This is a genomic window from Tardiphaga sp. 768_D3_N2_1 (genome assembly GCF_052076105.1).
GTDB lineage: Bacteria > Pseudomonadota > Alphaproteobacteria > Rhizobiales > Xanthobacteraceae > Tardiphaga.
On sequence record NZ_CP197245.1, the window covers coordinates 1,967,289 to 1,989,864 of the forward strand.

20 protein-coding genes are annotated in these 22,576 nt (G+C 61.8%); 15 read left to right on the plus strand and 5 right to left on the minus strand.

From position 1 onward, the window contains the following. The first annotated feature begins 338 nt into the window (after positions 1-338). The 12 genes from dnaE to fabZ all read left to right on the plus strand — a co-directional run bounded on the left by dnaE (position 339) and on the right by fabZ (position 15,855). Positions 339-3,821, plus strand: coding sequence for a DNA polymerase III subunit alpha (dnaE, locus tag AB8A27_RS09020; RefSeq protein WP_441241611.1), 3,483 nt, complete (start codon positions 339-341; stop codon positions 3,819-3,821). Positions 3,822-4,022: 201 nt separating this feature from the next. Beyond that, positions 4,023-5,015 (plus strand): 30S ribosomal protein S2, encoded by a 993-nt coding sequence (locus AB8A27_RS09025; RefSeq protein ID WP_092142306.1) that lies wholly within the window; start codon positions 4,023-4,025, stop codon positions 5,013-5,015. 199 nt (positions 5,016-5,214) lie between these two features. Next, positions 5,215-6,138 carry a translation elongation factor Ts gene (tsf, locus tag AB8A27_RS09030; protein WP_441241612.1) on the plus strand — a complete coding sequence of 308 codons (924 nt, stop codon included), beginning with the start codon at positions 5,215-5,217 and terminating at the stop codon, positions 6,136-6,138. Positions 6,139-6,220: 82 nt separating this feature from the next. Next, complete coding sequence (gene pyrH / locus AB8A27_RS09035; protein ID WP_441241613.1) at positions 6,221-6,937, plus strand: UMP kinase; 717 nt, start codon at positions 6,221-6,223, stop codon at positions 6,935-6,937. Positions 6,938-7,007: 70 nt separating this feature from the next. Beyond that, positions 7,008-7,565, plus strand: coding sequence for a ribosome recycling factor (gene frr, locus AB8A27_RS09040; RefSeq protein ID WP_441244862.1), 558 nt, complete (start codon positions 7,008-7,010; stop codon positions 7,563-7,565). A 90-nt stretch (positions 7,566-7,655) separates the two neighbouring features. Next, entirely contained in the window at positions 7,656-8,411 is a 756-nt protein-coding gene (locus AB8A27_RS09045) for an isoprenyl transferase (protein ID WP_092142316.1), read from the plus strand. 5 nt (positions 8,412-8,416) lie between these two features. After that, positions 8,417-9,127 carry a phosphatidate cytidylyltransferase gene (locus AB8A27_RS09050; protein ID WP_199488688.1) on the plus strand — a complete coding sequence of 237 codons (711 nt, stop codon included), beginning with the start codon at positions 8,417-8,419 and terminating at the stop codon, positions 9,125-9,127. 4 nt (positions 9,128-9,131) lie between these two features. Beyond that, positions 9,132-10,355: a 1-deoxy-D-xylulose-5-phosphate reductoisomerase gene (dxr, locus tag AB8A27_RS09055; RefSeq protein ID WP_441241614.1), complete on the plus strand. Its 1,224-nt coding sequence runs from the start codon at positions 9,132-9,134 to the stop codon at positions 10,353-10,355. Between the two features lie 43 nt (positions 10,356-10,398). Further along, complete coding sequence (gene rseP, locus AB8A27_RS09060) at positions 10,399-11,550, plus strand: RIP metalloprotease RseP (RefSeq protein ID WP_441241615.1); 1,152 nt, start codon at positions 10,399-10,401, stop codon at positions 11,548-11,550. A 173-nt stretch (positions 11,551-11,723) separates the two neighbouring features. Beyond that, complete coding sequence (bamA, locus tag AB8A27_RS09065) at positions 11,724-14,261, plus strand: outer membrane protein assembly factor BamA (RefSeq protein WP_092142325.1); 2,538 nt, start codon at positions 11,724-11,726, stop codon at positions 14,259-14,261. Between the two features lie 32 nt (positions 14,262-14,293). Continuing rightward, positions 14,294-15,379, plus strand: coding sequence for a UDP-3-O-(3-hydroxymyristoyl)glucosamine N-acyltransferase (gene lpxD, locus AB8A27_RS09070; protein WP_092142329.1), 1,086 nt, complete (start codon positions 14,294-14,296; stop codon positions 15,377-15,379). Continuing rightward, positions 15,376-15,855 (plus strand): 3-hydroxyacyl-ACP dehydratase FabZ, encoded by a 480-nt coding sequence (fabZ, locus tag AB8A27_RS09075; RefSeq protein ID WP_441241616.1) that lies wholly within the window; start codon positions 15,376-15,378, stop codon positions 15,853-15,855. The genes lpxD and fabZ overlap by 4 nt, the downstream gene beginning before the upstream one ends. 29 nt (positions 15,856-15,884) lie before the next feature. Here fabZ and AB8A27_RS09080 read toward each other — a convergent pair whose 3' ends face one another. From AB8A27_RS09080 to AB8A27_RS09095, 4 genes are all read right to left on the minus strand, one after another. After that, entirely contained in the window at positions 15,885-16,709 is an 825-nt protein-coding gene (locus tag AB8A27_RS09080; RefSeq protein ID WP_441241617.1) for a hypothetical protein, read from the minus strand. Between the two features lie 150 nt (positions 16,710-16,859). Next, entirely contained in the window at positions 16,860-17,513 is a 654-nt protein-coding gene (locus AB8A27_RS09085) for a hypothetical protein (protein ID WP_441241618.1), read from the minus strand. 119 nt (positions 17,514-17,632) lie between these two features. Next, positions 17,633-17,875: a response regulator transcription factor gene (locus tag AB8A27_RS09090; protein WP_441241619.1), complete on the minus strand. Its 243-nt coding sequence runs from the start codon at positions 17,873-17,875 to the stop codon at positions 17,633-17,635. After that, positions 17,872-18,129 (minus strand): response regulator transcription factor, encoded by a 258-nt coding sequence (locus AB8A27_RS09095; RefSeq protein WP_441241620.1) that lies wholly within the window; start codon positions 18,127-18,129, stop codon positions 17,872-17,874. The genes AB8A27_RS09090 and AB8A27_RS09095 overlap by 4 nt, the downstream gene beginning before the upstream one ends. 154 nt (positions 18,130-18,283) lie before the next feature. Here AB8A27_RS09095 and lpxA point away from each other — a divergent pair, with 154 nt between their 5' ends. From lpxA to lpxB, 3 genes are read left to right on the plus strand one after another with little or no spacing between them, the layout of a single operon-like run. After that, positions 18,284-19,087, plus strand: a complete 804-nt coding sequence (gene lpxA / locus AB8A27_RS09100; protein WP_441241621.1) for an acyl-ACP--UDP-N-acetylglucosamine O-acyltransferase — start codon at positions 18,284-18,286, stop codon at positions 19,085-19,087. A gap of 23 nt (positions 19,088-19,110) precedes the next feature. Then, positions 19,111-19,992 (plus strand): LpxI family protein, encoded by an 882-nt coding sequence (locus AB8A27_RS09105; RefSeq protein WP_441241622.1) that lies wholly within the window; start codon positions 19,111-19,113, stop codon positions 19,990-19,992. Then, positions 19,989-21,143, plus strand: coding sequence for a lipid-A-disaccharide synthase (lpxB, locus tag AB8A27_RS09110; RefSeq protein ID WP_441241623.1), 1,155 nt, complete (start codon positions 19,989-19,991; stop codon positions 21,141-21,143). The genes AB8A27_RS09105 and lpxB overlap by 4 nt, the downstream gene beginning before the upstream one ends. Before the next feature lie 89 nt (positions 21,144-21,232). Here lpxB and gltA read toward each other — a convergent pair whose 3' ends face one another. Further along, positions 21,233-22,537: a citrate synthase gene (gene gltA / locus AB8A27_RS09115; RefSeq protein WP_441241624.1), complete on the minus strand. Its 1,305-nt coding sequence runs from the start codon at positions 22,535-22,537 to the stop codon at positions 21,233-21,235. Positions 22,538-22,576 lie beyond the last annotated feature (39 nt).

The following is a 22,576-nucleotide window of genomic DNA, read 5'->3' on the forward strand; positions in this document are numbered from 1 at the left end:
CGTTCTCTTCGTCGGCATGATTGCGGTCTGGGCGCAACTGATCCCCCAGCTCTGATCCTGCTCCCGGAGGTCGGCTGCAAAGCCGGCGCCGGAACACCAAGGGAGCGCTCTGCGCAGGATGCGAGGACGCTCCCGGGGAATGACAAGCATTCCCTAGGGAATGACGAGCATCCCCCGGGGAATGCGGGGACGCTTCCGCACCCGAGCGGGTTTCGCATGGACTTGGCCGGGGGCAGGCATCACCATGGGACAGCGAGTCGGCCTGAACAGGCGACCGCGATCCCCAGTGTCGATGACTGCCCAGATCGGGCGCTGCAAAGTCCGGAACGCCCTACGCCATGAGTCAGAAGCCCGCCGCCGCATCGAATGCCGGATTTGTCCATCTCCATGTGCATTCGGCCTATTCGCTGCTGAAGGGCTCGATCAAGATCCAGAAGCTGGCGGAACTGGCCAAGGCCGACCATCAGCCGGCGCTGGCACTGACCGACAGCGACAACATGTTTGGCGCGCTGGAATTCTCCGAAAAGTTGGTGGGCTACGGCATCCAGCCGATCACCGGCTGCGAGGTCGCGATCGATTTCGGCGACCAGGATCCCAATGCCCGTAACGCGCTGAATGCCGTGATGCCGCGCATCGTGCTGCTGGCTGCCAAGGAGCGCGGCTATCAGAGCCTGATGAAACTCAACTCGCGGGCATTTCTGGAAACGCCGGTCAATCACGCGCCCCACATCAAGCTGGAATGGCTGCTGGAGGAAACCGAAGACCTGATCGCGTTGAGCGGCGGTCCGGACGGTCCGATCAGTCAGGCGCTGCTTGCCGATCAATCCGCGCTTGCCGCTTTGCGTTGCGACCGGCTCGCGTCGCTGTTCGGCGATCGGCTTTATATCGAACTGCAGCGTCATAGCGCCGAGAAGGAGCGCCGCGTCGAAGCGGGGCTGATCGATCTGGCCTACGCCAAGGGCCTGCCGCTCGTGGCAACGAACGAGCCGTATTTTGCCGCGGCGGATGACTATGAAGCGCACGACGCGCTGCTATGTATCGCCGGTGGCAGGATCATTGCCGAAACCGACCGCGAGCAGCTCACCACCGATCATCGCTTCAAGACCCGCGCTGAAATGGCGGTTCTGTTTGCCGACATTCCCGAGGCATTGGCGTCCACCGTCGAAATCGCCGAGCGCTGCTCGTTCCGGCCAAAGACGCGCAAGCCGATCCTGCCGCGCTTCACGGTCGGTGCCGGCAGTAACGCCGAAGGTGCGGCCCAGGAAGAGGCGGACGAGCTGCGCCGCCAGGCTGAGGAGGGCCTGCGCAAACGTCTCGAGATCCACGGCGTGTCGCAGGGCAAGAGCGAGGAGGAATACCACGCCCGGCTCGACTTCGAACTCAACGTCATCTCCCGCATGAACTATGCGGGTTACTTCCTGATCGTGTCCGACTTCATCAAATGGGCGAAGGCGCAGGGCATTCCGGTGGGGCCGGGCCGTGGTTCAGGCGCAGGCTCGCTAGTCGCCTGGGTGCTGACCATCACCGACCTCGATCCCTTGCAGTTCAACCTTCTGTTCGAACGCTTCCTCAATCCGGAACGCGTTTCGATGCCGGACTTCGACATCGACTTCTGCCAGGATCGCCGCGGTGAGGTGATCTCTTATGTGCAGCAGCGTTACGGTCGCGATCAGGTCGCGCAGATCATCACCTTCGGTACGCTGCAGGCGCGCGGCGTGTTGCGCGACGTCGGCCGTGTGCTGCAGATGCCTTATGGCCAGGTCGACAAGCTGACAAAGCTGGTGCCGCAAAATCCGGCTGCACCGGTGACACTCGCAGCCGCGATCGAGGGCGAGCCGAAGCTGCAGGCGTTCCGCGACGAGGATCCGATCGTCGCCAAAGCCTTCGATATCGCGCAGCGTCTCGAAGGTTTGACGCGCCACGCCTCGACCCATGCCGCAGGTATCGTGATTGGCGACCGGCCGCTGTCGCAGCTCGTGCCGATGTATCGCGATCCGAAATCGGACATGCCGGTCACCCAGTTCAACATGAAATGGGTCGAGCCCGCAGGTCTCGTGAAGTTCGACTTCCTCGGCCTCAAGACGCTGACGGTGCTCGACGTCGCCGTGAAGCTGCTCAAGCAGCGCAATATTGACGTCAATCTTGCGACCACGCCGATTACCGATGCGGCCAGCTACGAAATGCTGGCGCGCGGTGAAGTGGTCGGCGTGTTCCAGGTGGAAAGCCAGGGCATGCGGCGCGCGCTTGTGGACATGCGCCCCGACCGTTTCGAGGACATCATCGCGCTCGTCGCGTTATATCGTCCGGGCCCGATGGCGAACATCCCGACCTATTGCGCGCGCAAGCATGGCGATGAGGAGCCGGAATATCTGCACCCGATCATCGAGCCGATCCTGAAGGAAACCTTCGGCGTCATCATCTATCAGGAACAGGTGATGCAGATCGCGCAGGTCATGGCCGGTTATTCGCTCGGTGACGCTGACCTGCTGCGCCGCGCGATGGGCAAGAAGATCCGCGCCGAAATGGAAAAGCAGCGCGAGATCTTCGTCGCGGGCTCGGTCAAGAACGGTGTGCCGAAGGGGCAGGCCGATACGATCTTCGATCTGCTGGCGAAGTTCGCCGACTACGGCTTCAACAAGAGCCACGCGGCGGCCTATGCGCTGGTGTCGTATCACACCGCCTTTATGAAGGCGCATTATCCGGTGGAGTTCATTGCGGCGTCGATGACGCTCGACATGGGCAATACCGACAAGCTGTCGGAATTCCGCGCCGAGGCGCAGCGGCTCGGTATCAAGGTCGAGGCGCCGAACATCAATCGTTCGGGCGTCACCTTCGAGGTCAGCGACAACACGATCTATTATGCGCTGGCGGCGTTGAAGGGCGTCGGCGCCGGCGCCGTCGAGCAGATCGTCGCCGAGCGCAACAAGAACGGTCTCTTCACGTCGCTTGCCGACTTCGCGTCGCGCGTCAGCCCGAAAGCCGTCAACAAGCGCATCATCGAAACGCTGGCGGCAGCCGGCGCCTTCGATACGCTCGATCCGCATCGCGCCCGTGTCCATGCCGGTGCGGATAGCATTCTCGCTGCCTGCCAGCGTGCCAACGAGGCGGCGACCTCCGGCCAGAACGACATGTTCGGCGGCGCCGTGGATGCGCCGACGGTGATGCTGCCGCAGATCGACAACTGGCTGGCGGCGGAGAAACTGCGCAAGGAATACGATGCCATCGGCTTCTTCCTGTCCGGCCATCCGCTCGATGACTATGCGACCGCGCTGAAGCGGCTGCGGGTGCAGAGCTGGGCCGAGTTCTGTCGCGCCGTCAAAACCGGCGCCACGGCGGGCAGGGTGGCTGCAACCGTCGTGTCGCGCATGGAGCGGCGCACCAAGACCGGCAACAAGATGGGCATCATGGGCCTGTCCGACCCGACCGGCCATTTCGAGGCGGTGCTGTTCTCGGAAGGTCTCGCCCAATATCGCGATGTGCTGGAACCGGGTACCGCGGTGCTGCTGCAACTTGGCGCCGAACTGCAGGGCGAGGACGTTCGGGCCCGGGTTCTCCACGCGGAACCTCTGGATGCCGCCGCTGCCAAGACCCAGAAGGGCCTCAGGGTGACCATGAAAGACACCAAGGCACTGGATTCGCTGGTAAAACGCCTCCAACCGCAGCCGAGCAACGTTGCCGGCGGAGGCGACGTCTCGCTCATCCTGCGGCTGGATCTGGAAACCGAGGTCGAGTTCAAGCTGGACGGCCGCTTTCAGGTCTCTCCGCAGATCGCCGGCGCCATCAAGGCGGTTTCCGGGGTGGAAATGGTCGAAACGCTCTGAGCTGGCGACCCGTGTGGTAAACCGGCCGAAGCCGCCGGATTTCCTTGCTTATCTCGGGAATCCGGCTATAAGCCGGCCCATCTCACACGGAAGCATGGCTTAATCGCCGTCCGGTGGCATCCGGGCTGCACGGCAGAATCCTCTGCCCGAACGCTCATTTGCTCACACGCTTCCGGAGGAACCAACCGGAGAATTGATACTATGGCACTACCCGAATTTTCTATGCGTCAACTGCTCGAAGCTGGCGTCCACTTTGGTCACCAGTCGCACCGTTGGAATCCGAAGATGGCGGATTACATCTTCGGCGCACGCAACAATATCCACATCATCGATCTCGCGCAGACCGTGCCGTTGCTGCACAACGCGCTGAAGGCCGTGAGCGACACCGTCGCCAGGGGCGGCCGCATCCTGTTCGTCGGCACCAAGCGCCAGGCGCAGGACGTTGTTGCCGAAGCTGCGAAGCGCTCGGCGATGTACTTCGTCAATTCGCGCTGGCTCGGTGGCACGCTGACCAACTGGAAGACCATCTCCGGTTCGATCAAGCGTCTGCGTCATCTCGACGAGGTGCTGAATTCCGGCGACGCGAGCCAGTACACCAAGAAGGAGCGTCTGACGCTGCAGCGTGAGCGCGACAAGCTCGATCGCTCGCTGGGCGGCATCAAGGACATGGGCGGTCTGCCCGACCTGATCTTCGTGATCGACACCAACAAGGAAGATATCGCGATCCAGGAAGCCCAGCGTCTGGGCATTCCGGTGGCGGCAATCGTTGACACCAATTCGGATCCGAAGGGCATCACCTATGTGGTCCCGGGCAACGACGACGCCGGCCGTGCGCTGTCGCTGTATTGCGACCTGATCGCACGCGCCGTTATCGACGGCATCTCGCGTGCCCAGGGCGACTCGGGCTTCGACATCGGCGCATCGGCTGCTCCGGCGGCTGAAGCCATTCCGGCTCCGGAAGCTGGCTTCCAGGGCCTGGCCGGTCCGCGCGGCACCGCCGACGATCTCAAGAAGCTCACCGGCGTGTCCGGTGCGATCGAGAAGAAGTTCAACGACCTCGGCATCTTCCACTACTGGCAGCTGGCCGAACTCGATCACGATACTGCCCACAAGATCGGCGAAGAAGTCGGTCTGCCGGCCCGTGCCGATGGCTGGGTCGCTCAGGCCAAGGGTCTGACGGCGGAAGCCGAGTAACGCGCAGGCGTGATCACGGAGCCGGTGTCCCGGTTCCGGACAAGATCATGCCGGTGCGAAAGCGAAGAACTATTGTGCGGCCGTCATCCCGGCCGCACTTTCCATCTCTACACTTCTCTCGATGATAGTTCCTGCGGCGTAACGCGATTGACCAGCACCGGCTGGCTCGCAGGCGCCCTGACAGGCAAAGGGTTCAACAATGGCAACGATTACTGCAGCGATGGTCAAGGACCTCCGCGAAACCACCGGCGTCGGCATGATGGATTGCAAGAACGCGCTGGCTGCCAATGACGGCGACATGCAGGCATCAATCGACTGGCTGCGCGCGAAGGGCCTGTCCAAGGCCGCCAAGAAGGCCGACCGCGTTGCGGCCGAAGGCCTGATCGGCGTTCTCACTGCCGGCAACAAGGGCGTCGTGGTCGAAGTCAACTCCGAGACCGACTTCGTTGCCCGTAACGATCAGTTCCAGGGCCTGGTCAAGATGATCGCTCAGGTCGCGCTCAAGGTCGGCTCCGACGTTGAAGCCATCAAGGCGCACAAGGTTGGCGACGTCACCGTCGACACTGCGATCACCGAAGCGATCGCAACCATCGGCGAGAACATGACGCTGCGCCGCGCCGCCACGCTGGAAGTCAGCGCCGGCGTCGTGTCGAGCTACGTGCATAACGCCGTGATCGACGGCCTCGGCAAGATGGGCATCATCGTCGCGCTGGAATCGACCGGCAAGGCTGACGAGCTCTCCACTCTCGGCAAGCAGATCGCCATGCATGTCGCTGCTGCCAATCCGCAGGCGCTGGACTCCGCCGGTCTCGATCCGGCCGTCGTCGCCCGCGAGAAAGAAGTGATGGCGGACAAGTATCGCCAGCAGGGCAAGCCGGACGCGATGATCGAGAAGATCGTCGAGAACGGCCTGAAGACCTATTACAAGGAAGTCTGCCTGCTGGATCAGGCCTTCATTCACGACACCGGCAAGTCGGTGGCGCAGGCCGTCAAGGAAGCCGAAGGCAAGGTCGGCGCGCCGATCAAGCTCGCTGGCTTCGTGCGCTACGCGCTCGGCGAAGGCATCGAGAAGCAGACTTCGGACTTCGCTGCCGAAGTTGCCGCCGCCAGCGGCCAGAAGTAAGAACGCAAGTTCTGAGACATACGACTAGACCTCCCGGCGATCTACGCCGGGAGCTGCCGCCTCGAAAGGAAGCGATCGCATCATGGGTGAGCCGCTCTATCGTCGCGTCGTGATCAAGGTCTCGGGCGAGTCTTTCGCCGGAGGCCAGTCATTCGGTATCGATCAGCCAACTATCGACCGCATCGCCGTCGATCTCATTGCAGCCCAGAAACTTGGTGTCGAAATTGCTGTCGTTGTCGGCGGTGGCAATATCTTCCGCGGCGTCGAAGTCTCCTCGCGTGGCGTGTCGCGCCCGACCGGCGACACCATGGGCATGCTCGCCACCGTCATGAACTGCCTGGCACTGGAAGCTGCGATCGAGCGCCACGCCGTGCCGGCCCGTACGTTGTCGGCGATGGTGATGCCGCAGGTCTGTGAACTCTTCACGCGTGCTACCGCACATAAGTACCTGTCCGAGGGCCGCATCGTGCTGCTGGCCGGCGGTACCGGCAATCCGTTCTTCACCACCGACACGACCGCGGTCCTGCGCGCTGCCGAGATCGGCGCATCGGCCGTGCTGAAGGCGACCAATGTGGACGGCGTCTACAGTGCCGATCCAAAGAAGGATCCGAACGCAACGCGCTTCGAGCGTCTCAGCCATTCACAGGCGGTGGAAGGTAACTACAAGGTCATGGATGCGACGGCTTTCGCGCTTGCCCGCGAGACGTCGCTGCCTATCATCGTGTTCTCGATCGCCGAGCCGGGTTCGATCGGCGCCATTTTGACGGGTACTGGCCGCGGCACCATCGTCGCGGGCTAATTTTAGACGGGTTCGGAGCGCCATACCCGCTTCGCACCAGCAGGATACAAGGGAGAGCTGCATGGCCGCCATGGCCCCATTCGATATCAACGACCTCAAGCGCCGTATGCAGGGCTCGACCCAGTCGCTGAAGCACGAGCTTGGCGGCTTGCGCACCGGACGTGCGGCAGCCTCGATGCTGGAGCCGGTCCAGGTGGAAGCCTATGGCAGCCACGTGCCGCTGAACCAGGTTGCGACCGTCAGCGTTCCCGAGCCGCGCCTGCTGTCGGTGCAGGTTTGGGACAAGTCCATGGTCAAGGCGGTGGAAAAGGCGATCGTCGATTCCAACCTCGGCCTCAGCCCGGCAACCGAAGGCCAGATCCTGCGCCTGCGCATTCCCGAACTGAACACCGAGCGCCGCAAGGAACTCGTGAAGGTCGCGCATAAATATGCCGAAGCGGCCAAGGTTGCGGTGCGCCACGTCCGCCGCGACGGTCTCGACATCATCAAGAAGCTCGAGAAGGCCCACGAGATTTCCGAGGACGACCAGAAACGCCACGATACCGAGGTGCAGAAGGTCACGGACAGCATGATCGCTGAAATCGATCAGTTGCTGGCGGCTAAGGAAAAGGAAATCATGACGGTTTAAGCGTCAGAAGCCGCTTTTAAGCTGTTGAAAAGCGTATGGTCCGCAAATTGGTCACATATGTGCCGGACCATACGCTGGGGATTTTAATCGATGTCGAATGCCGCCGCGCCCGCAAATGATGGATCAGATCGATCCACGCCTTTGCATGTCGCGATCATCATGGACGGCAATGGACGCTGGGCTGCAGCGCGGGGGCTTCCGCGCGCCGAGGGCCATCGCCGCGGCGTCGAGGCACTGCGCCGCGTGGTGCGGGCGTCCAACGAGCTCGGCATCCAGTATCTGACGATCTTCTCGTTCAGCTCGGAAAACTGGTCGCGGCCCGCGTCCGAGATCAGTGATCTGTTCGGCTTGCTGCGTCGCTTCATTCGTAACGACCTTGCCACGCTGCATCGCGATGGCGTGCGCGTCCGCGTCATCGGAGAGCGCCAGGGTCTCGATTCCGACATCGCGTCGTTGCTGAAAGAGGCCGAGGATCTGACGCGGGGCAACACCCAGCTCAATCTTGTGGTCGCCTTCAACTACGGTTCGCGGCACGAGATCGCCACGGCAGCGCAGCGCCTTGCGCGCGAGGTTGCCGAGGGCAAGCGGACGGCCGAAAGCATCAATGTCGATACGCTCGGCCAGTATCTCGACGCGCCTGATATTCCGGACCCGGACCTGATCATCCGCACATCGGGCGAACAGCGGCTGTCGAACTTCCTGATGTGGCAGGCCGCCTATAGCGAGTTCGTATTCGTGCCGATCCACTGGCCGGATTTCGACAAGGCCGCGCTGGAAAGCGCCATTGCCGAATATGCCCGCCGCGAGCGGCGCTTCGGCGGTCTCGCCGCGAAAACCGGTTCGTGACCGGCGTGACCCAGAACGACAGCGCGCCGAAGCAGGCGGATGACCGGGGGCTGCGCAATCTGCTGATGCGCGTCCTGGCCGCGCTGGTGCTGATCCCCGTCGCGATTTTCGCCGCCTATGCCGGTGGCTGGCTGTGGTTCGGCCTCGTGACGCTGGTGTCGGTTGGTCTCTTTCTGGAATGGCGGGCCATTGTCGGCAATCGTGTCGGTTGGATCGGGCTCGGCTTCGTCTACGCGTTAGCTGCGTTTGCGGCCTCCATTGTCGTGCGCCTCGATCCTGTCTGGGGCTTCCCGGCCCTGATGTTCGTTCTGTTGGTGGTCTGGATGACCGACATCGGCGGCTATTTCGCTGGGCGCGGCATCGGCGGGCCGAAACTGTGGCCGCGCGTCAGTCCGAAGAAGACATGGGCTGGCGCGATCGGCGGCTTTGTTCTCAGCCTGGCTGTGGCTGCCGGTTTTGCCGCGAATGGTCTCGGCAAATTGATGCCACTATTGCTGATTGCTGCCGTTCTGACGGTGCTGTCGCAACTCGGCGATCTCTTCGAGTCTGCCGTGAAGCGCAAATTCGGCGTCAAGGATTCCGGCCAGATCATTCCTGGCCATGGCGGTCTGCTGGATCGCCTCGACGGTTATGTATTCGCGGTGGTTGCTGCCGCGGTGATCGGTCTTTCACGCGGCGGCGCAGATGGCGTCGGCCGCGGTCTTATGGTTTGGTGATTTGATGAGCGCTGTTCCCCTGCGAAATAACAAGCCCGCCGCGTCCAGTCTGCGCAGCATTACCGTTCTCGGTGCGACCGGTTCGATCGGCGACAGCACCATGGATCTGCTGCGCGCGTCGCCCGAGCGGTACCAGGTGGAGGCCCTCACGGCCAACGGGAACGTTGAGGGCGTGGTGAAACTCGCCAAGGAATTCAACGCGCGCTTCGTTGCCGTCGCCGACGAGTCCAAGCTCGGCGAACTCCGTTCGGCACTGGCCGGCACCGGTATCGCGAGCGGGGCAGGGGATAGCGCCATCGTCGAGGCTGCGGAGCGTCCGGCCGACTGGTTGATGGCCGCCGTGTCGGGCGCTGCCGGCTTGAAGCCTGCTCTTGCCGCCGTTGACCGCGGTGCAACCGTTGCGCTGGCCAACAAGGAATGCCTCGTTTGTGCCGGCGATTTCTTCATGGATCGCGCCGCCAAGGCCGGCGCCTGCATCCTGCCGGCCGACAGCGAGCACAATGCGCTGTTTCAGGCGCTGGCCTCCGGGAGCCGCGAGGAACTGACCCGCGTGATCATCACGGCCTCGGGCGGACCATTCCGCACCTGGGCGGCCGCCGATATCGAGCAGGCGACGCTGGCGCAGGCGCTGAAACATCCGAACTGGTCGATGGGTCAGAAGATTACCATCGATTCCGCATCCATGATGAACAAGGGTCTCGAAGTGATCGAGGCGTCCTACTTGTTCGCGCTGGCGCCGGACGAGATCGACGTGCTGGTGCATCCGCAGTCGATCATTCACGGTATGGTGGAATTCCGGGACTATTCGGTGATGGCGCAGCTCGGCTCGCCCGACATGCGTACGCCGATCGCGCATTGCCTGGGTTGGCCGGACCGCATCTTGGGCCGGGCCGCGCCGCTGGATCTCGCCAAGATTGGCTCGCTGACCTTCGAGGCACCGGATTACGCGCGGTTCCCTGGTCTGAAACTGGCCTATGACGCGCTGCGCACCGGCAGTGGCGCGACCACCGTCTACAACGCGGCCAATGAGATCGCCGTGGCTGCCTTCATCGCCCAGAAGATCCGCTTTGGCGCCATCGCGCGGCTAGTCGAAGCCACCATGAATGAGTGGGTGCGGGCAGGGAACTTGGCGCCGTTGTCATCGGCGGATGACGCCATTGCTGTTGACCATAAAGCGAGAAAAATGGCCGCCACCCTCTTGCCTCAAATTGCCGCAAAGGCATCCTAGAGCTTTGGGGACGGGGCCTCTGGCCTCGCGTTAGGGGATCGGGATGCTTGAGTTTTTCCAACATAGTTTCAATACGTTAAGCCACGGCTTTATCGGCTATATCATCCCCTTTCTGTTTGTCCTGACGATCGTGGTGTTCTTCCACGAACTCGGCCACTTCCTGGTCGCCCGCTGGAACGGCGTTAAGGTCCTGACGTTCTCGCTCGGCTTCGGTCCCGAATTGGCCGGCTTCAACGATCGCCACGGCACGCGCTGGAAGATTTCCGCGATCCCGCTCGGCGGCTATGTGAAGTTCTTCGGTGACGAGAGCGAAGCCTCGACCCCCTCGAGTGCCGCGCTGGAAGGCATGACGGCGGACGAGCGCAAGGGCAGCTTCCACCACAAGCGGGTTGGCCAGCGTGCGGCCATCGTGGCTGCTGGTCCGATCGCCAATTTCATCCTCGCGATCGTCATTTTCACCTGTCTGTTCACGTTCTTCGGCAAGCCGAGCACGACCGCGAAGGTCGACAGCATTCAGGCTGGCAGTGCGGCCGAGAAGGCTGGGTTCCAGTCGGGCGACATCATCAAGGCCATCGACGGCAAGGTCATTGGCAGCTTCTCCGACATGCAGCGCATCGTCGGCACCAAGGCCGGCGAGCAGCTGGCCTTCAGCGTCAAGCGCGGCGACGCCACGGTCGAGCTGAAGGGCACGCCGGAACTTCGCGAAGTCAAAGACAGCTTCGGCAATGTCCACCGACTGGGCGTGCTCGGCATCACGCGCGCGACAGCGGCCGGTGAGGTCACCACCGAGCGGGTCAATCCGGCGACCGCTTTCGTACTGGGCGTCAAGGAAACCTGGTTCGTCGTGGACCGTACCATCGCCTATATCGGCGGCGTGTTCACCGGACGCGAGGCGGCCGACCAGATCGGTGGCCCGATGCGAATCGCCCAGATCTCCGGGCAGGTGGCGACAATCGGCCTGACCGCCCTGATTCACCTGGCGGCGGTTCTGTCCATCTCGATCGGCCTTCTTAACCTGTTTCCGGTACCGCTTCTCGATGGTGGTCATCTTTTGTTCTATGCCGTCGAGGCCGTTCGCGGGCGTCCGCTGTCGGAGCGCGCGCAGGAGATGGGGTTCCGCATCGGCCTCGGTTTAGTGCTGATGTTGATGGTGTTTGCGACCTATAACGACATTCTTCACCTGGCTTCGTCATGATCTTGGCTGGGGGTAACGTGGCCGATGGGCAACGTCTTGGAATGAAATTAGAATTGCAGCGCGAAAGGTCGTTTGCCAGTCAGGTAAAATTGGCTACAAGCTGGGCAACTAAAGGGATTCTGTCAGACCGTAGGGGTGCGGGCTGGCGATGGAATGATAAGGGCGCTTTGCGCATGATTTTTGGTTTGCGGGGTTTCCGGGGCGGTCTTCTTGCTGCTTCGATCTTGGTCGCCATGCCGGTCGCCGTTACAGCGACCGCTACGCTCGTTTCTTCGACTGCCGTGGCTCAGACCGCCGCTTCGATTGTTGTTGAGGGCAATCGCCGCGTGGACGTGGAGACCATCCGCTCCTATTTCCGGCCCGGCCCGAGCGGTCGGCTGGATCAGGGCACCATTGATGACGGCCTCAAGTCGCTCATCGAGACCGGCCTGTTCCAGGATGTGAAGATCAATCAGGCCGGTGGCCGTCTGGTCGTCAGCGTCGTCGAAAACCCGGTCATCGGCCGTGTTGCCTTCGAAGGTAACAAGAAGGTCAAGGACGACCAGTTGAATGCCGAAGTGCAGTCGAAGCCGCGCGGGACGCTGTCGCGTCCGATGGTGCAGGCCGACGCCCAGCGCATTTCCGAAATCTATCGCCGCTCTGGCCGTTACGATGTCAGCGTCGTTCCGGAATTCATCGAGCAGCCGAACAACCGCGTCGACCTGATCTTTACGATCAACGAAGGCGCGAAGACCGGCGTGAAGTCGATCCAGTTCATCGGCAACAACTATTACTCGTCCTACCGCCTCAAGGACGTCATCAAGACCCGTGAATCGAACCTCCTGAGCTTCCTGGCTTCGGGCGATATCTATGATCCGGACCGCATCGAAGCCGATCGCGACCTGATCCGTCGCTACTACCTGAAGAACGGCTTCGCTGACGTTCAGGTCGTCGCCGCGCTCACCGAATACGATCCGCAGCAGAAGGGCTTCCTGGTCACCTTCAAGATCGAAGAAGGCCAGCAGTACCGCGTGTCGTCGGTCGACTTCTCGTCCACCATTCCGCAGTTCGATCCGAACTCGCTGCGCAGCTTCTCGCGCGTTGGCGTCGGCTCGCTTTACAACGCGGAAGCGCTGGAGAAGTCGGTCGAGGAAATGCAGATTGAAATGTCCCGCCGCGGCTACGCCTTTGCCGTTGTGCGTCCGCGTGGCGATCGCAACTTCGAATCTCACACCGTCACCATCGGCTTCTCGGTGGAAGAGGGCCCGCGCGTCTACATCGAGCGCATCAATGTGCGCGGCAACACGCGTACCCGTGACTATGTCATCCGACGCGAATTCGATCTCGCTGAAGGCGACGCCTATAATCGTGCGCTGGTTGATCGTGCCGAACGCCGCCTGAAGAACCTCGACTTCTTCAAGAGCGTGAAGGTAACCACCGAGCCCGGCTCGTCCAGCGATCGCGTGATCCTGGTGGTCGATCTGGAAGAAAAATCCACCGGCGACTTCTCGGTCTCGGGCGGCTACTCGACCACCGACGGTGCACTCGGTGAAGTCAGCGTCTCGGAACGTAACTTCCTTGGTCGCGGTTTGTTTGCGAAGGCATCGGTCCAGTATGGCCAGTATGCCCGTGGCTACTCGCTGTCCTTCGTCGAGCCTTACCTGCTTGACTACCGCGTTGCCCTCGGCCTCGATTTCTATCAGCGCGAGCAGCTGTCCAACAGCTACATCTCGTACAACACCAAGACGCTCGGCTTCAGCCCACGCCTCGGTTTCCAGCTGCGTGAAGATCTCGCGCTGCAGCTGCGCTACTCGATCTACCAGCAGCAGATCTCGCTGCCGAGCACGCTGAGCAACTGTAACAACCTGACGCCCGGCAGTGGCTTTAATACCCCGGGATTCATCAATGCGCAGGCCGGTACGCTGACCGCTGTGGATCCGAACAATGCCAACACGTGGGGCTGTTACGCAGATGGCGAGTCGTCGCTTCCGGTTCGCCGCGAACTGGCCAGCGGAAAGACGCTGACCTCGGCGCTCGGCTACACGCTGAACTACAACACGCTCGACAACAACAAGAACCCGACCGACGGTCTGTTCCTGGAGTTCAAGCAGGACTACGCTGGCGTCGGTGGCGACGTGACCTACCTGAAGACCACGATCGATGCGAAGTACTACACCCCGCTGGTGGCCGACATCGTTGGTTTGCTGCGTGTTCAGGGTGGTATGCTGAACAAGGTCGGCGAAGACATCCGCATGCTGGATCACTTCCAGATGGGTCCGAACCTGGTCCGTGGTTTCGCGCAGAACGGCATCGGGCCGCGTGACATCAGCTACGTTGCGCTGGGATCCTATGGTGACGCACTCGGCGGCACCAAGTATTGGGGCGCTTCGGCCGAATTGCAGATGCCGTTCTGGTTCCTGCCTAAGGAAGTTGGTATCAAGGGCGCTGTCTATGCCGATGCCGGCGGTCTCTGGGATTATCAGGGACCGACCAGCTGGGCTCAGACTGGTGAAGTCAATGCCGCCGGCTGTGTGCCTGCGAGCCGGACTTCGGTCGGTAACTGCGCCGGTATGACCTTTGACGATGGCAATGTCGTCCGGTCGTCGGTCGGTGTGGGCCTGATCTGGCAGTCGCCGTTTGGTCCGCTGCGCTTCGACTACGCAGTGCCGATCACCAAGGGCGCCTATGATCGCGTGCAGCAGTTCAAGTTCGGCGGCGGAACTTCGTTCTGAGTTTGATCTCCGGCCGGACCGCGACGGGTGGAATGGCTCTGCCGACGTTCTTCAAGCAATCGCCGTCGTTGACGCTGGCTGAAATAGCCGCGTCAACGAAGGCGCGACTGGTCGACCCGACGAGGGCCGACCAGATCGTGACTGGCGTAGCCTCGCTGGACGAGGCCGGCCCACATCATCTGACCTTCTTCGAAAATCTTCGCTACATCGACCAGCTGACCCACACCAAGGCCGGTGCCTGCCTGGTGAGCGAGAGCTTCAAGGGCGATATTCCGGCTCATGTGACGGTGCTGCGGGCCAAACGGCCGTTCGCGGCTTTCGTGGAATTGGCGCGCGAGCTGCAGGCGGATACGTTGCGTCCGACCTCCGGCTTTGACATTACCGGCATCGCCGCATCCGCCATCATCCATCCCTCGGCTCATCTCGAGGACGATGTTACGGTGGATCCGCTGGCCGTGATCGGCCCGGATGTCGAGATCGGTTCCGGCACCATCATCGGCTCCGGCGCGGTGATCGCGGCCGGGGTCAAGATCGGCCGCGACTGTAATATTGGCGCCGGCAGCACGCTGCAGTTCACGCTGATCGGCAACAATGTGCTCGTTCATCCCGGCTGCAAGTTCGGCCAGGACGGCTTCGGCTTCGTGTTCGGCCGGGACAAGCACATCAAGGTCCCGCAGACCGGCCGTGTCCTGATCCAGAACGACGTCGAGATCGGCGCCGGCACCACCATCGACCGCGGCAGCCTGCGCGATACCGTGATTGGCGAGGGGACCAAAATCGACAATCAGGTCCAGATCGGCCACAATGTGACAATTGGACGGCACTGTGTGATCGCTGCGAAATGTGGCCTTGCAGGCAGCCTGACCATCGGCGACAACGTCGCGCTGGGTGCCATGGTGGGCCTCAACAATCACATTACGATTGGCGATGGCGCGCAGGTCGCGGCAATGGCCGGAGTGAAAGACAGCATTCCGCCGCGCGCGCGGTGGGGCGGCATCTTTGCCCGGCCGACCAAGCAATGGTTCCGCGAGATCCTCGCGGTGGAGAAACTCGCCCGCGAGAGCATGCCGGGAACGGATGCGACGACGCAGGATACGAAAGACGAGGGGCGGGAATGACCCAGGATACAGTAAGCGGTGCCGAGTCACCGATTGTCATTGAGACAGTCGATATCAACACCATCCTCAAGACCCTGCCGCATCGCTACCCATTCCTGCTGATCGATCGCGTCGTGAACATCCGCAAGGATTTCAGCGGCATCGGCATCAAGAACGTTACTATCAACGAGCCGGCTTTCCTGGGACATTTCCCCGATCGCCCGGTCTATCCTGGCGTGCTGATGATCGAAGGCATGGCGCAGACCGCCGGCGTGATCGGCATTGCGTCGGTCGAAGGCACGGAAAAGCCGCGCGCCGTGTATTTCCTCACCATCGACAAATGCAAGTTCCGCAAGCCGGTGATGCCAGGCGATACCATCGAGTATCACCTGCATCTGATCGGCAAGAAGAAAGCCATGTGGTGGTTTCACGGCGACGCCAAAGTGAATGGCGTCACCGTTGCCGAGGCCGATGTCGGCGCGATGCTGACGGACTGAGGCTACACTGCTCAATCCACGTTACTCGTCTAGCGCGGCCGGACGCGCATCGTGACGACGCCGCCATGTATCGCCAGCTCTATCGAGCTCGGCGGGGTGGTGCCCTGGCGGAGCGTATAGACGATACTCACGGTTGATTGGCTCTGAGTTCCGATCTCGTGCACGGCTGGTGCGTCAGACGGAGGCGATCTTTTGCCTGTCGGGTCGATGAGAGTCAGGCTGATCGACGAGCCATCGAGGCCCGGTAAGCCGGCGGGGCGGGTGATCACGATGTGCAATTCAAGAGCGTTAGTTTCGAGATTGAGCGCGGTATGCGCGCCAATGAGTTTCTCGGTCGCCGCCAAGCCAACCAGGGCTGGTGTTGGAGGAGTCTCTGCCACGGTCGTAGTTCCTTCTACCGTCCATCCTTTGGTTGCAAGGACGGCGCCGCCGGCTGACGTGTCGATCAGTTTTCCCTGGAATGAAAAGTAGACGACGTATGTGGTGCCTCGCACCACGTTCTTGAAGCCGGGTGCATCATACATCGAGAACTGGCACCCGTCCGCACGTGCAGGGTCATAGCGATCATACGGGTGTTGTGGACAGGTTCGATGTCCGTACGCGGTGCAGCTGCCCGAGGGGCAGCCATCTTCCTGATATGCCCCTGGTAGCAGCACCACTGCTCCGCACAACACGAGGCTGACGATGCTGCCGTTGGCCGTGTTCTGCCCCATCACATACTGGCGATATTCACCGGCCGAGCAGGTGCCGGTGAATGTGGCGGAGCAGTTGAACGGGGCGTCGAAATTTGCGCCGTGAATCGCCGGTGCGAGATTCCCTGCCGGCGTGACAAAGGATGAATAGGCTACAGCCATGTGGACCTCTTGTGATGTCAGCATGTGATGGAGGGGATGGTTGTGCGGTGCCGCCGCCCGCTGCGGCGACACCGATCGTGACGCACATGGTGCAGTCCGGATCAGGATTTGGTGGGCGCTAGCACGCCTGTTTTCACTGATGCCGATCGATCAGTAGTACTGAGGCGAGAACGAGCCGTCGGGGTTCTGCGTGACCACAGCGCTGGTTTGCGCGCGACCCGTGAAGTTGACGTTGCCGGCCTTGGTCGAGGCTGCGGTGTAGTCGATGATCTGACCGGGCGTGTATGCGCCATCGGCGACATAGAAGTTGATCACAGGTGTCACGTTGAACGTGTCGTTCGGCTCCGCGATGAAGGTCGCGACCGGTGACGGGATGCTCGGAACGTTGCCGGGGCGCGCCAGACCGAACAAGTATCCGTTCGATGCCGTGAAATCGTTATTGGCGATAATCCTGTAAGAGCCGCTCATTGCGCCGCCCGGTGTCACGGTGCCGAAACCGATGGGGCTTGTTCCTGCGAAGGTGACGCTGTCCTGCAGGCTGACATCGACCGCAGCGGCGCCGCTCTGGCCCATGGTCGTGCCTGGAGCGATGGGCATGGTTGCAGTTGCCCAATAGGCGAAAGTCTCGTCGGTGTACTCAACCGTATCCGTTCCACCCGGCAGGATGCCGCTGAATGTCACCCACGCGTTGCTGTAAACGACGGGCTGTCCGCCGGTCGATGTCACGGCGGGTGGTTGCATGAAGAGAACATAATTCTTGGCGAACCCAGAGTTGTTCAAAACCTTGATCGAGTATTTGGCCATGTTGCTGCTCCTGGCTGAATGGTGACTGGTCGGCGACAACAAGCGGCCTTGCGAAGCGAGGAAGCATTACGGCTTGCGTGATGTCGTGACGGTGTCGCGGATAACAACCATAGCGTGCATCAACCATTGGTTGTGTGGTATGGCTCCGATGGCGTATTGACGAAACCGAGGTGCCTCATCGCGTCGATCAGCTCGGCAAGGCTGTGGATGTTCAGGCTGCGCATCGCGTTCTCGCGATGCTTGCGGACGGTGAGGGGGCTGATCCCGAGTTTGCGGGCGATCTGCTTGCTGGTGAGGCCAACAGCAATGAGCCGCGCGACGTCGATTTCGCGCGGTCGAAGGATGGGTCGGCTGCCGATCAAAAAGACCGGTCGTGTCTTTCCCGCTGATCGGCGTGTTGCGATATCTTGCCAACTTGCGGCGTGTTGGTGACAGATGTCTTGGCGAAGGCGGTGAGTTGCGCCGTGGTTCCCAGCCGCATCTTGTGCAGGATGCTCGCGCGATGTTTGCGGACGGTGAACTCGGAAATGGCAAGGGCGCGGGCGATCTGCTTGCAGCTCATCGACTGGCCAACCAACGATAATACTTCCTCCTCCCGATTGGTCAGACGCGCCATGAAAGGTCATTCCGCACTCGCATGCAGAACATATCATGAACATTCTGAGTTCAGCAAGGTTCCAGTAGCGCTTGTCCGCTCGGTACTGGACAGTCCACGTGACGCGGGTTACGCAGCGGAAAATCCTAGAAATTTGCAGGAACTGGACTTCTCGATGAGCAAGATCGATCCAACCGCCCGCGTCGCCGACGGTGCTGTCATTGGCGAGGGCGCCGAAATCGGACCCTTCTGCATCATCGGGCCGCATGTCACGATCGGTGCAGGCACGAAACTGCTGTCGCATGTCAACGTGACGGCGCAGACCACCATCGGCGAGAACTGCACGATCTATCCGTTCGCCTCATTAGGCACGCCACCGCAGTCGCTCAGCTACAAGGGCGAACTGACGAAACTGACCATCGGCAATGGCTGCACCATCCGTGAGTCCGTGACCATGAATGCCGGTACTGTCGCCGGCGGCGGCATCACGTCGGTGGGCGATCGCGGCTACTTCATGAACTGCGCCCATGTCGGCCATGACTGCCACGTCGGCAATGACGTGATCTTCGCGACCTCGGCGACGCTTGGCGGCCATTGCGAGATCGGCGATTTCGTTTTCATGGGCGGGCTGTCGGCCGTGCACCAGTTCACCCGCATCGGCTCGCAGGTCATGGTCGGCGGCATCTGCGGCGTGCGCGGCGACATCATCCCGTTCGGGCTCGTGAATGGCCAATATGCGGCGCTGGAAGGCCTCAACATCATCGGCATGAAGCGCCGCAAATTCACCAAGGAGCGTGTCGCCGCCGTGCGCTCGTTCTATCAGAAGCTTTTCCATGGCGCGGGCGTCTTCGCCGAGCGACTTGAACGCGTGCAGCCTTTGGCAAATGACGACCCGGCGATTGCAGAAATCCTGACATTCATCGCGGGCGCCAAGCACCGCGCCCTGTGTTTGCCCGAGGATAACAAGAACAACTCTTGAGTTCGGGTATCGCGGGGCGAACCATGACCGACCAGGCTCAGGCGCAGGATCTGCAACGACATCCGCCGATAGGCTCGCCGTTCGGGATTATCGCCGGCGGCGGCTCGCTGCCCTTCGCCGTCGCCGACTCGTTGCAGGCCCGCGGCATCAAGCCGGTATTGTTCGCGCTGAAGGGGTTCTGCGATCCGGCACTGGTGGCGCGATTTCAGCACCACTGGATTCCCATCGGACAGTTTGGCCGTTTGCTGAAGCTGATGCGCAGCGAAAACTGCCGGGATCTCACTTTCATCGGCACACTGGTGCGGCCGGCAATCTCCGAGATCAGGTTGGACTGGGCAACGCTTCGCGTGATGCCGAAAGTGTTTCGCGCGTTTCGCGGTGGTGACGATCACTTGCTGACGAGTGTCAGCCGCCTGTTCGAGCATGAAGGTTTTCGTCTGCTGGGGATCAAGGATGTCGCGCCAGATGTGCTGATGCCGGCGGGCAGCGTGACACGTGCGGTGCCGGATCAGGACGCCGAATCCGATATCGCGCGTGGGCGCGAAGTCCTGCGCGCCTTGAGCCCGTTCGATATCGGCCAGGCTACCGTGGTGATCGACGGCCATGTGGTGGGGATCGAGGATATCGAAGGTACCGATGGATTGCTGGCGCGCGTGGCGCTTCTACGCGAGCAAGGGCGTATCCGTGCCAAGGCAGGGCGCGGCGTATTGGTGAAGGCGCCGAAGAGCGGTCAGGACCTGCGTTTCGATCTGCCGACATTGGGGCCGCGGACCATCGAGCGCGCTGCGGCCGCGAAGCTCGCCGGCATTGCCATCGTCGCAGGCAATACGATCGTCGCCGAACCGCAGCAGATGATCGTCGCCGCTGATGCCGCAGGTCTTTTCGTGACAGGACTGCCGACGTGACGAAGACGATCTATCTCATCGCCACCGAGGAATCCGGCGACCGGCTCGGCTCCGCGCTGATGAAGGTGCTGCGCCAGCGGCTTGGCGATGACGTGCGCTTCGAAGGCGTCGGCGGTTCGTCGATGGCACGTGAAGGGCTGCAGTCGCTGTTTCCTATCGAGGAGCTTTCCATCATCGGCCTGGCCGCGGTCCTGCGGAAGTTGCCGTCGATCCTGAAGCTCATCAAGCGCGCGACCGACGACGTCCTGCGGGCCAAGCCTGATGTGCTGGTAATCATCGATAGCCCGGACTTCACCCATCGCGTCGCGAAGCGCGTGCGCCAGCGCGATCCCTCCATTCCCGTCGTCAACTATGTGTCGCCGACGGTTTGGGCGTGGCGGCCGGGGCGCGCGAAGGCGATGCGCGCTTATGTCGACCATGTGCTGGCGCTGCTACCATTCGAGCCAGAGGCCCATCAGCGGCTCGGGGGACCGCCATGCACCTATGTCGGTCATCCCCTGATCGAGCAGATCGGCGCGCTGCGCCCCAATGCGGAAGAGCAGGCGCGCCGCGAAGCGAAGCCGCCAGTGCTGCTGGTGCTGCCGGGCAGCCGTCGCAGCGAGATCCGTCATCATATGGCGACCTTTGGCGCGACGCTGGATCTGTTGCAAAAGCAGGGCGCGCAATTCGAACTGATCCTGCCGACCATGCCGCATCTCGTCGAGGTCATCACCGAAGCGCTCAAGGCTTGGCCGGTGCAGCCGCGGATCGTTGTGGGCGAAACGGAGAAGCGCGCTGCGTTCCGCATCGCGCACGCGGCCTTTGCCAAGTCGGGGACAGTGACGCTGGAGCTTGCATTGTCAGGCGTACCGATGGTCACCGCCTATAAGGCCGGAAGCGTCGAGGCCTGGATCATCCGCAGGCGCATCACCTCGTCGTCGGTGATCCTCGCCAATCTCGTGATCGGCGAAAACGTCATCCCGGAATTCATCCAGGAGGACTGCACGCCGGAGAAGCTTGCAGCTTCGTTGCAGGAGGTGTTGGCAGACACGCCGATGCGGCGCCGTCAGGTCGAGGCTCTGGCGCGACTGGACGGAATCATGGGCGTGGGACGGATGTCGCCGAGTGACGCTGCCGCAGACGTCGTGCTCGCGACGATGCGGAAGATTTGAAGGCCCTAATTCAAGAGATTGCAGCGAAACAAAAAACGGCGGATCTTGCGATCCGCCGTTTTGATTTTCGCACTCTGCGAAACGAGGCCTTAGCCGCGCTTGGCGATGTCCACGTAGTCGCGGCGGGCAGCACCCGTGTAGAGCTGGCGCGGACGGCCGATCTTCTGCTGCGGATCGCCGATCATTTCGCTCCACTGGCTGATCCAGCCAACGGTGCGGGCGACCGCGAACAGCACGGTGAACATCGAGGTCGGGAAGCCCATCGCCTTCAGCGTGATGCCCGAATAGAAGTCGACATTCGGATAGAGCTTGCGGTCGATGAAGTACTGGTCCGACAGCGCGATCTTCTCGAGCTCCATCGCAACGGCGAGCATCTCGTCGCCGCCGTGACCGGTTTCCTTGAGAACCTCGTGGCAGGCCTGCTGCATCAGCTTGGCGCGCGGATCATAGTTCTTGTAGACGCGGTGACCGAAGCCCATCAGGCGGACGCTGGAATTCTTGTCCTTCACCTTGGCGATGAATTCCGGAATCTTGTCGACGGTGCCGATCTCGGCGAGCATCTGCAGCGCAGCTTCGTTGGCGCCGCCATGCGCCGGTCCCCACAGGCAGGCGATGCCGGCGGCGATACAGGCGAACGGATTGGCGCCCGACGAGCCGGCGATGCGGACTGTCGAGGTCGAGGCATTCTGCTCGTGGTCGGCGTGCAGCGTGAAGATCTTGTCCAGTGCCTTGGCCAGCACGGGATTGACCTTGTACTCCTCGCACGGCACGGCGAAGCACATCTTCATGAAGTTCGCCGCGAAATCGAGCGAGTTGGTCGGATACACGAACGGCTGGCCGATCGTGTACTTGTAGGCCATCGCCGCGAGCGTCGGGATCTTGGCGATCATGCGGATCGACGCAATCTCGCGCTGCTTCGGATCGTTGATATCGGTTGAGTCGTGGTAGAAGGCGGCGAGGGCGCCAACGGATGCGACCATCACAGCCATCGGATGCGCGTCGCGGCGGAAGCCCTGGAAGAAGCGGCTCATCTGGTCATGAACCATCGTGTGGTTCGTGACCAATGCGTCGAAGGCCGCCTTCTGCGTCTTGGTCGGGAGTTCCCCGTACAGCAGCAGGTAGCAGGTCTCGAGGAAATCGCCCTTCTCGGCGAGCTGCTCGATGGGGTAGCCGCGATATTCGAGAATACCGGCATCGCCATCGATATAGGTGATCTTGGACTGGCAGCTGCCCGTCGACGTGAAGCCGGGATCGTAGGTGAACATCCCGGACTGGGCGTAGAGCTTGCCGATGTCGATGACATCAGGGCCGACGGTCCCGCTGTGGATCGGCAGCTCGAAGCTCTTGCCGTCGACTGTCAGCGTTGCGGATTTGGTATTGGTTTTTGCGTCCATCGCGTGGTCCCCGATGAGATCGTTGAGGGGCCGGCAAAC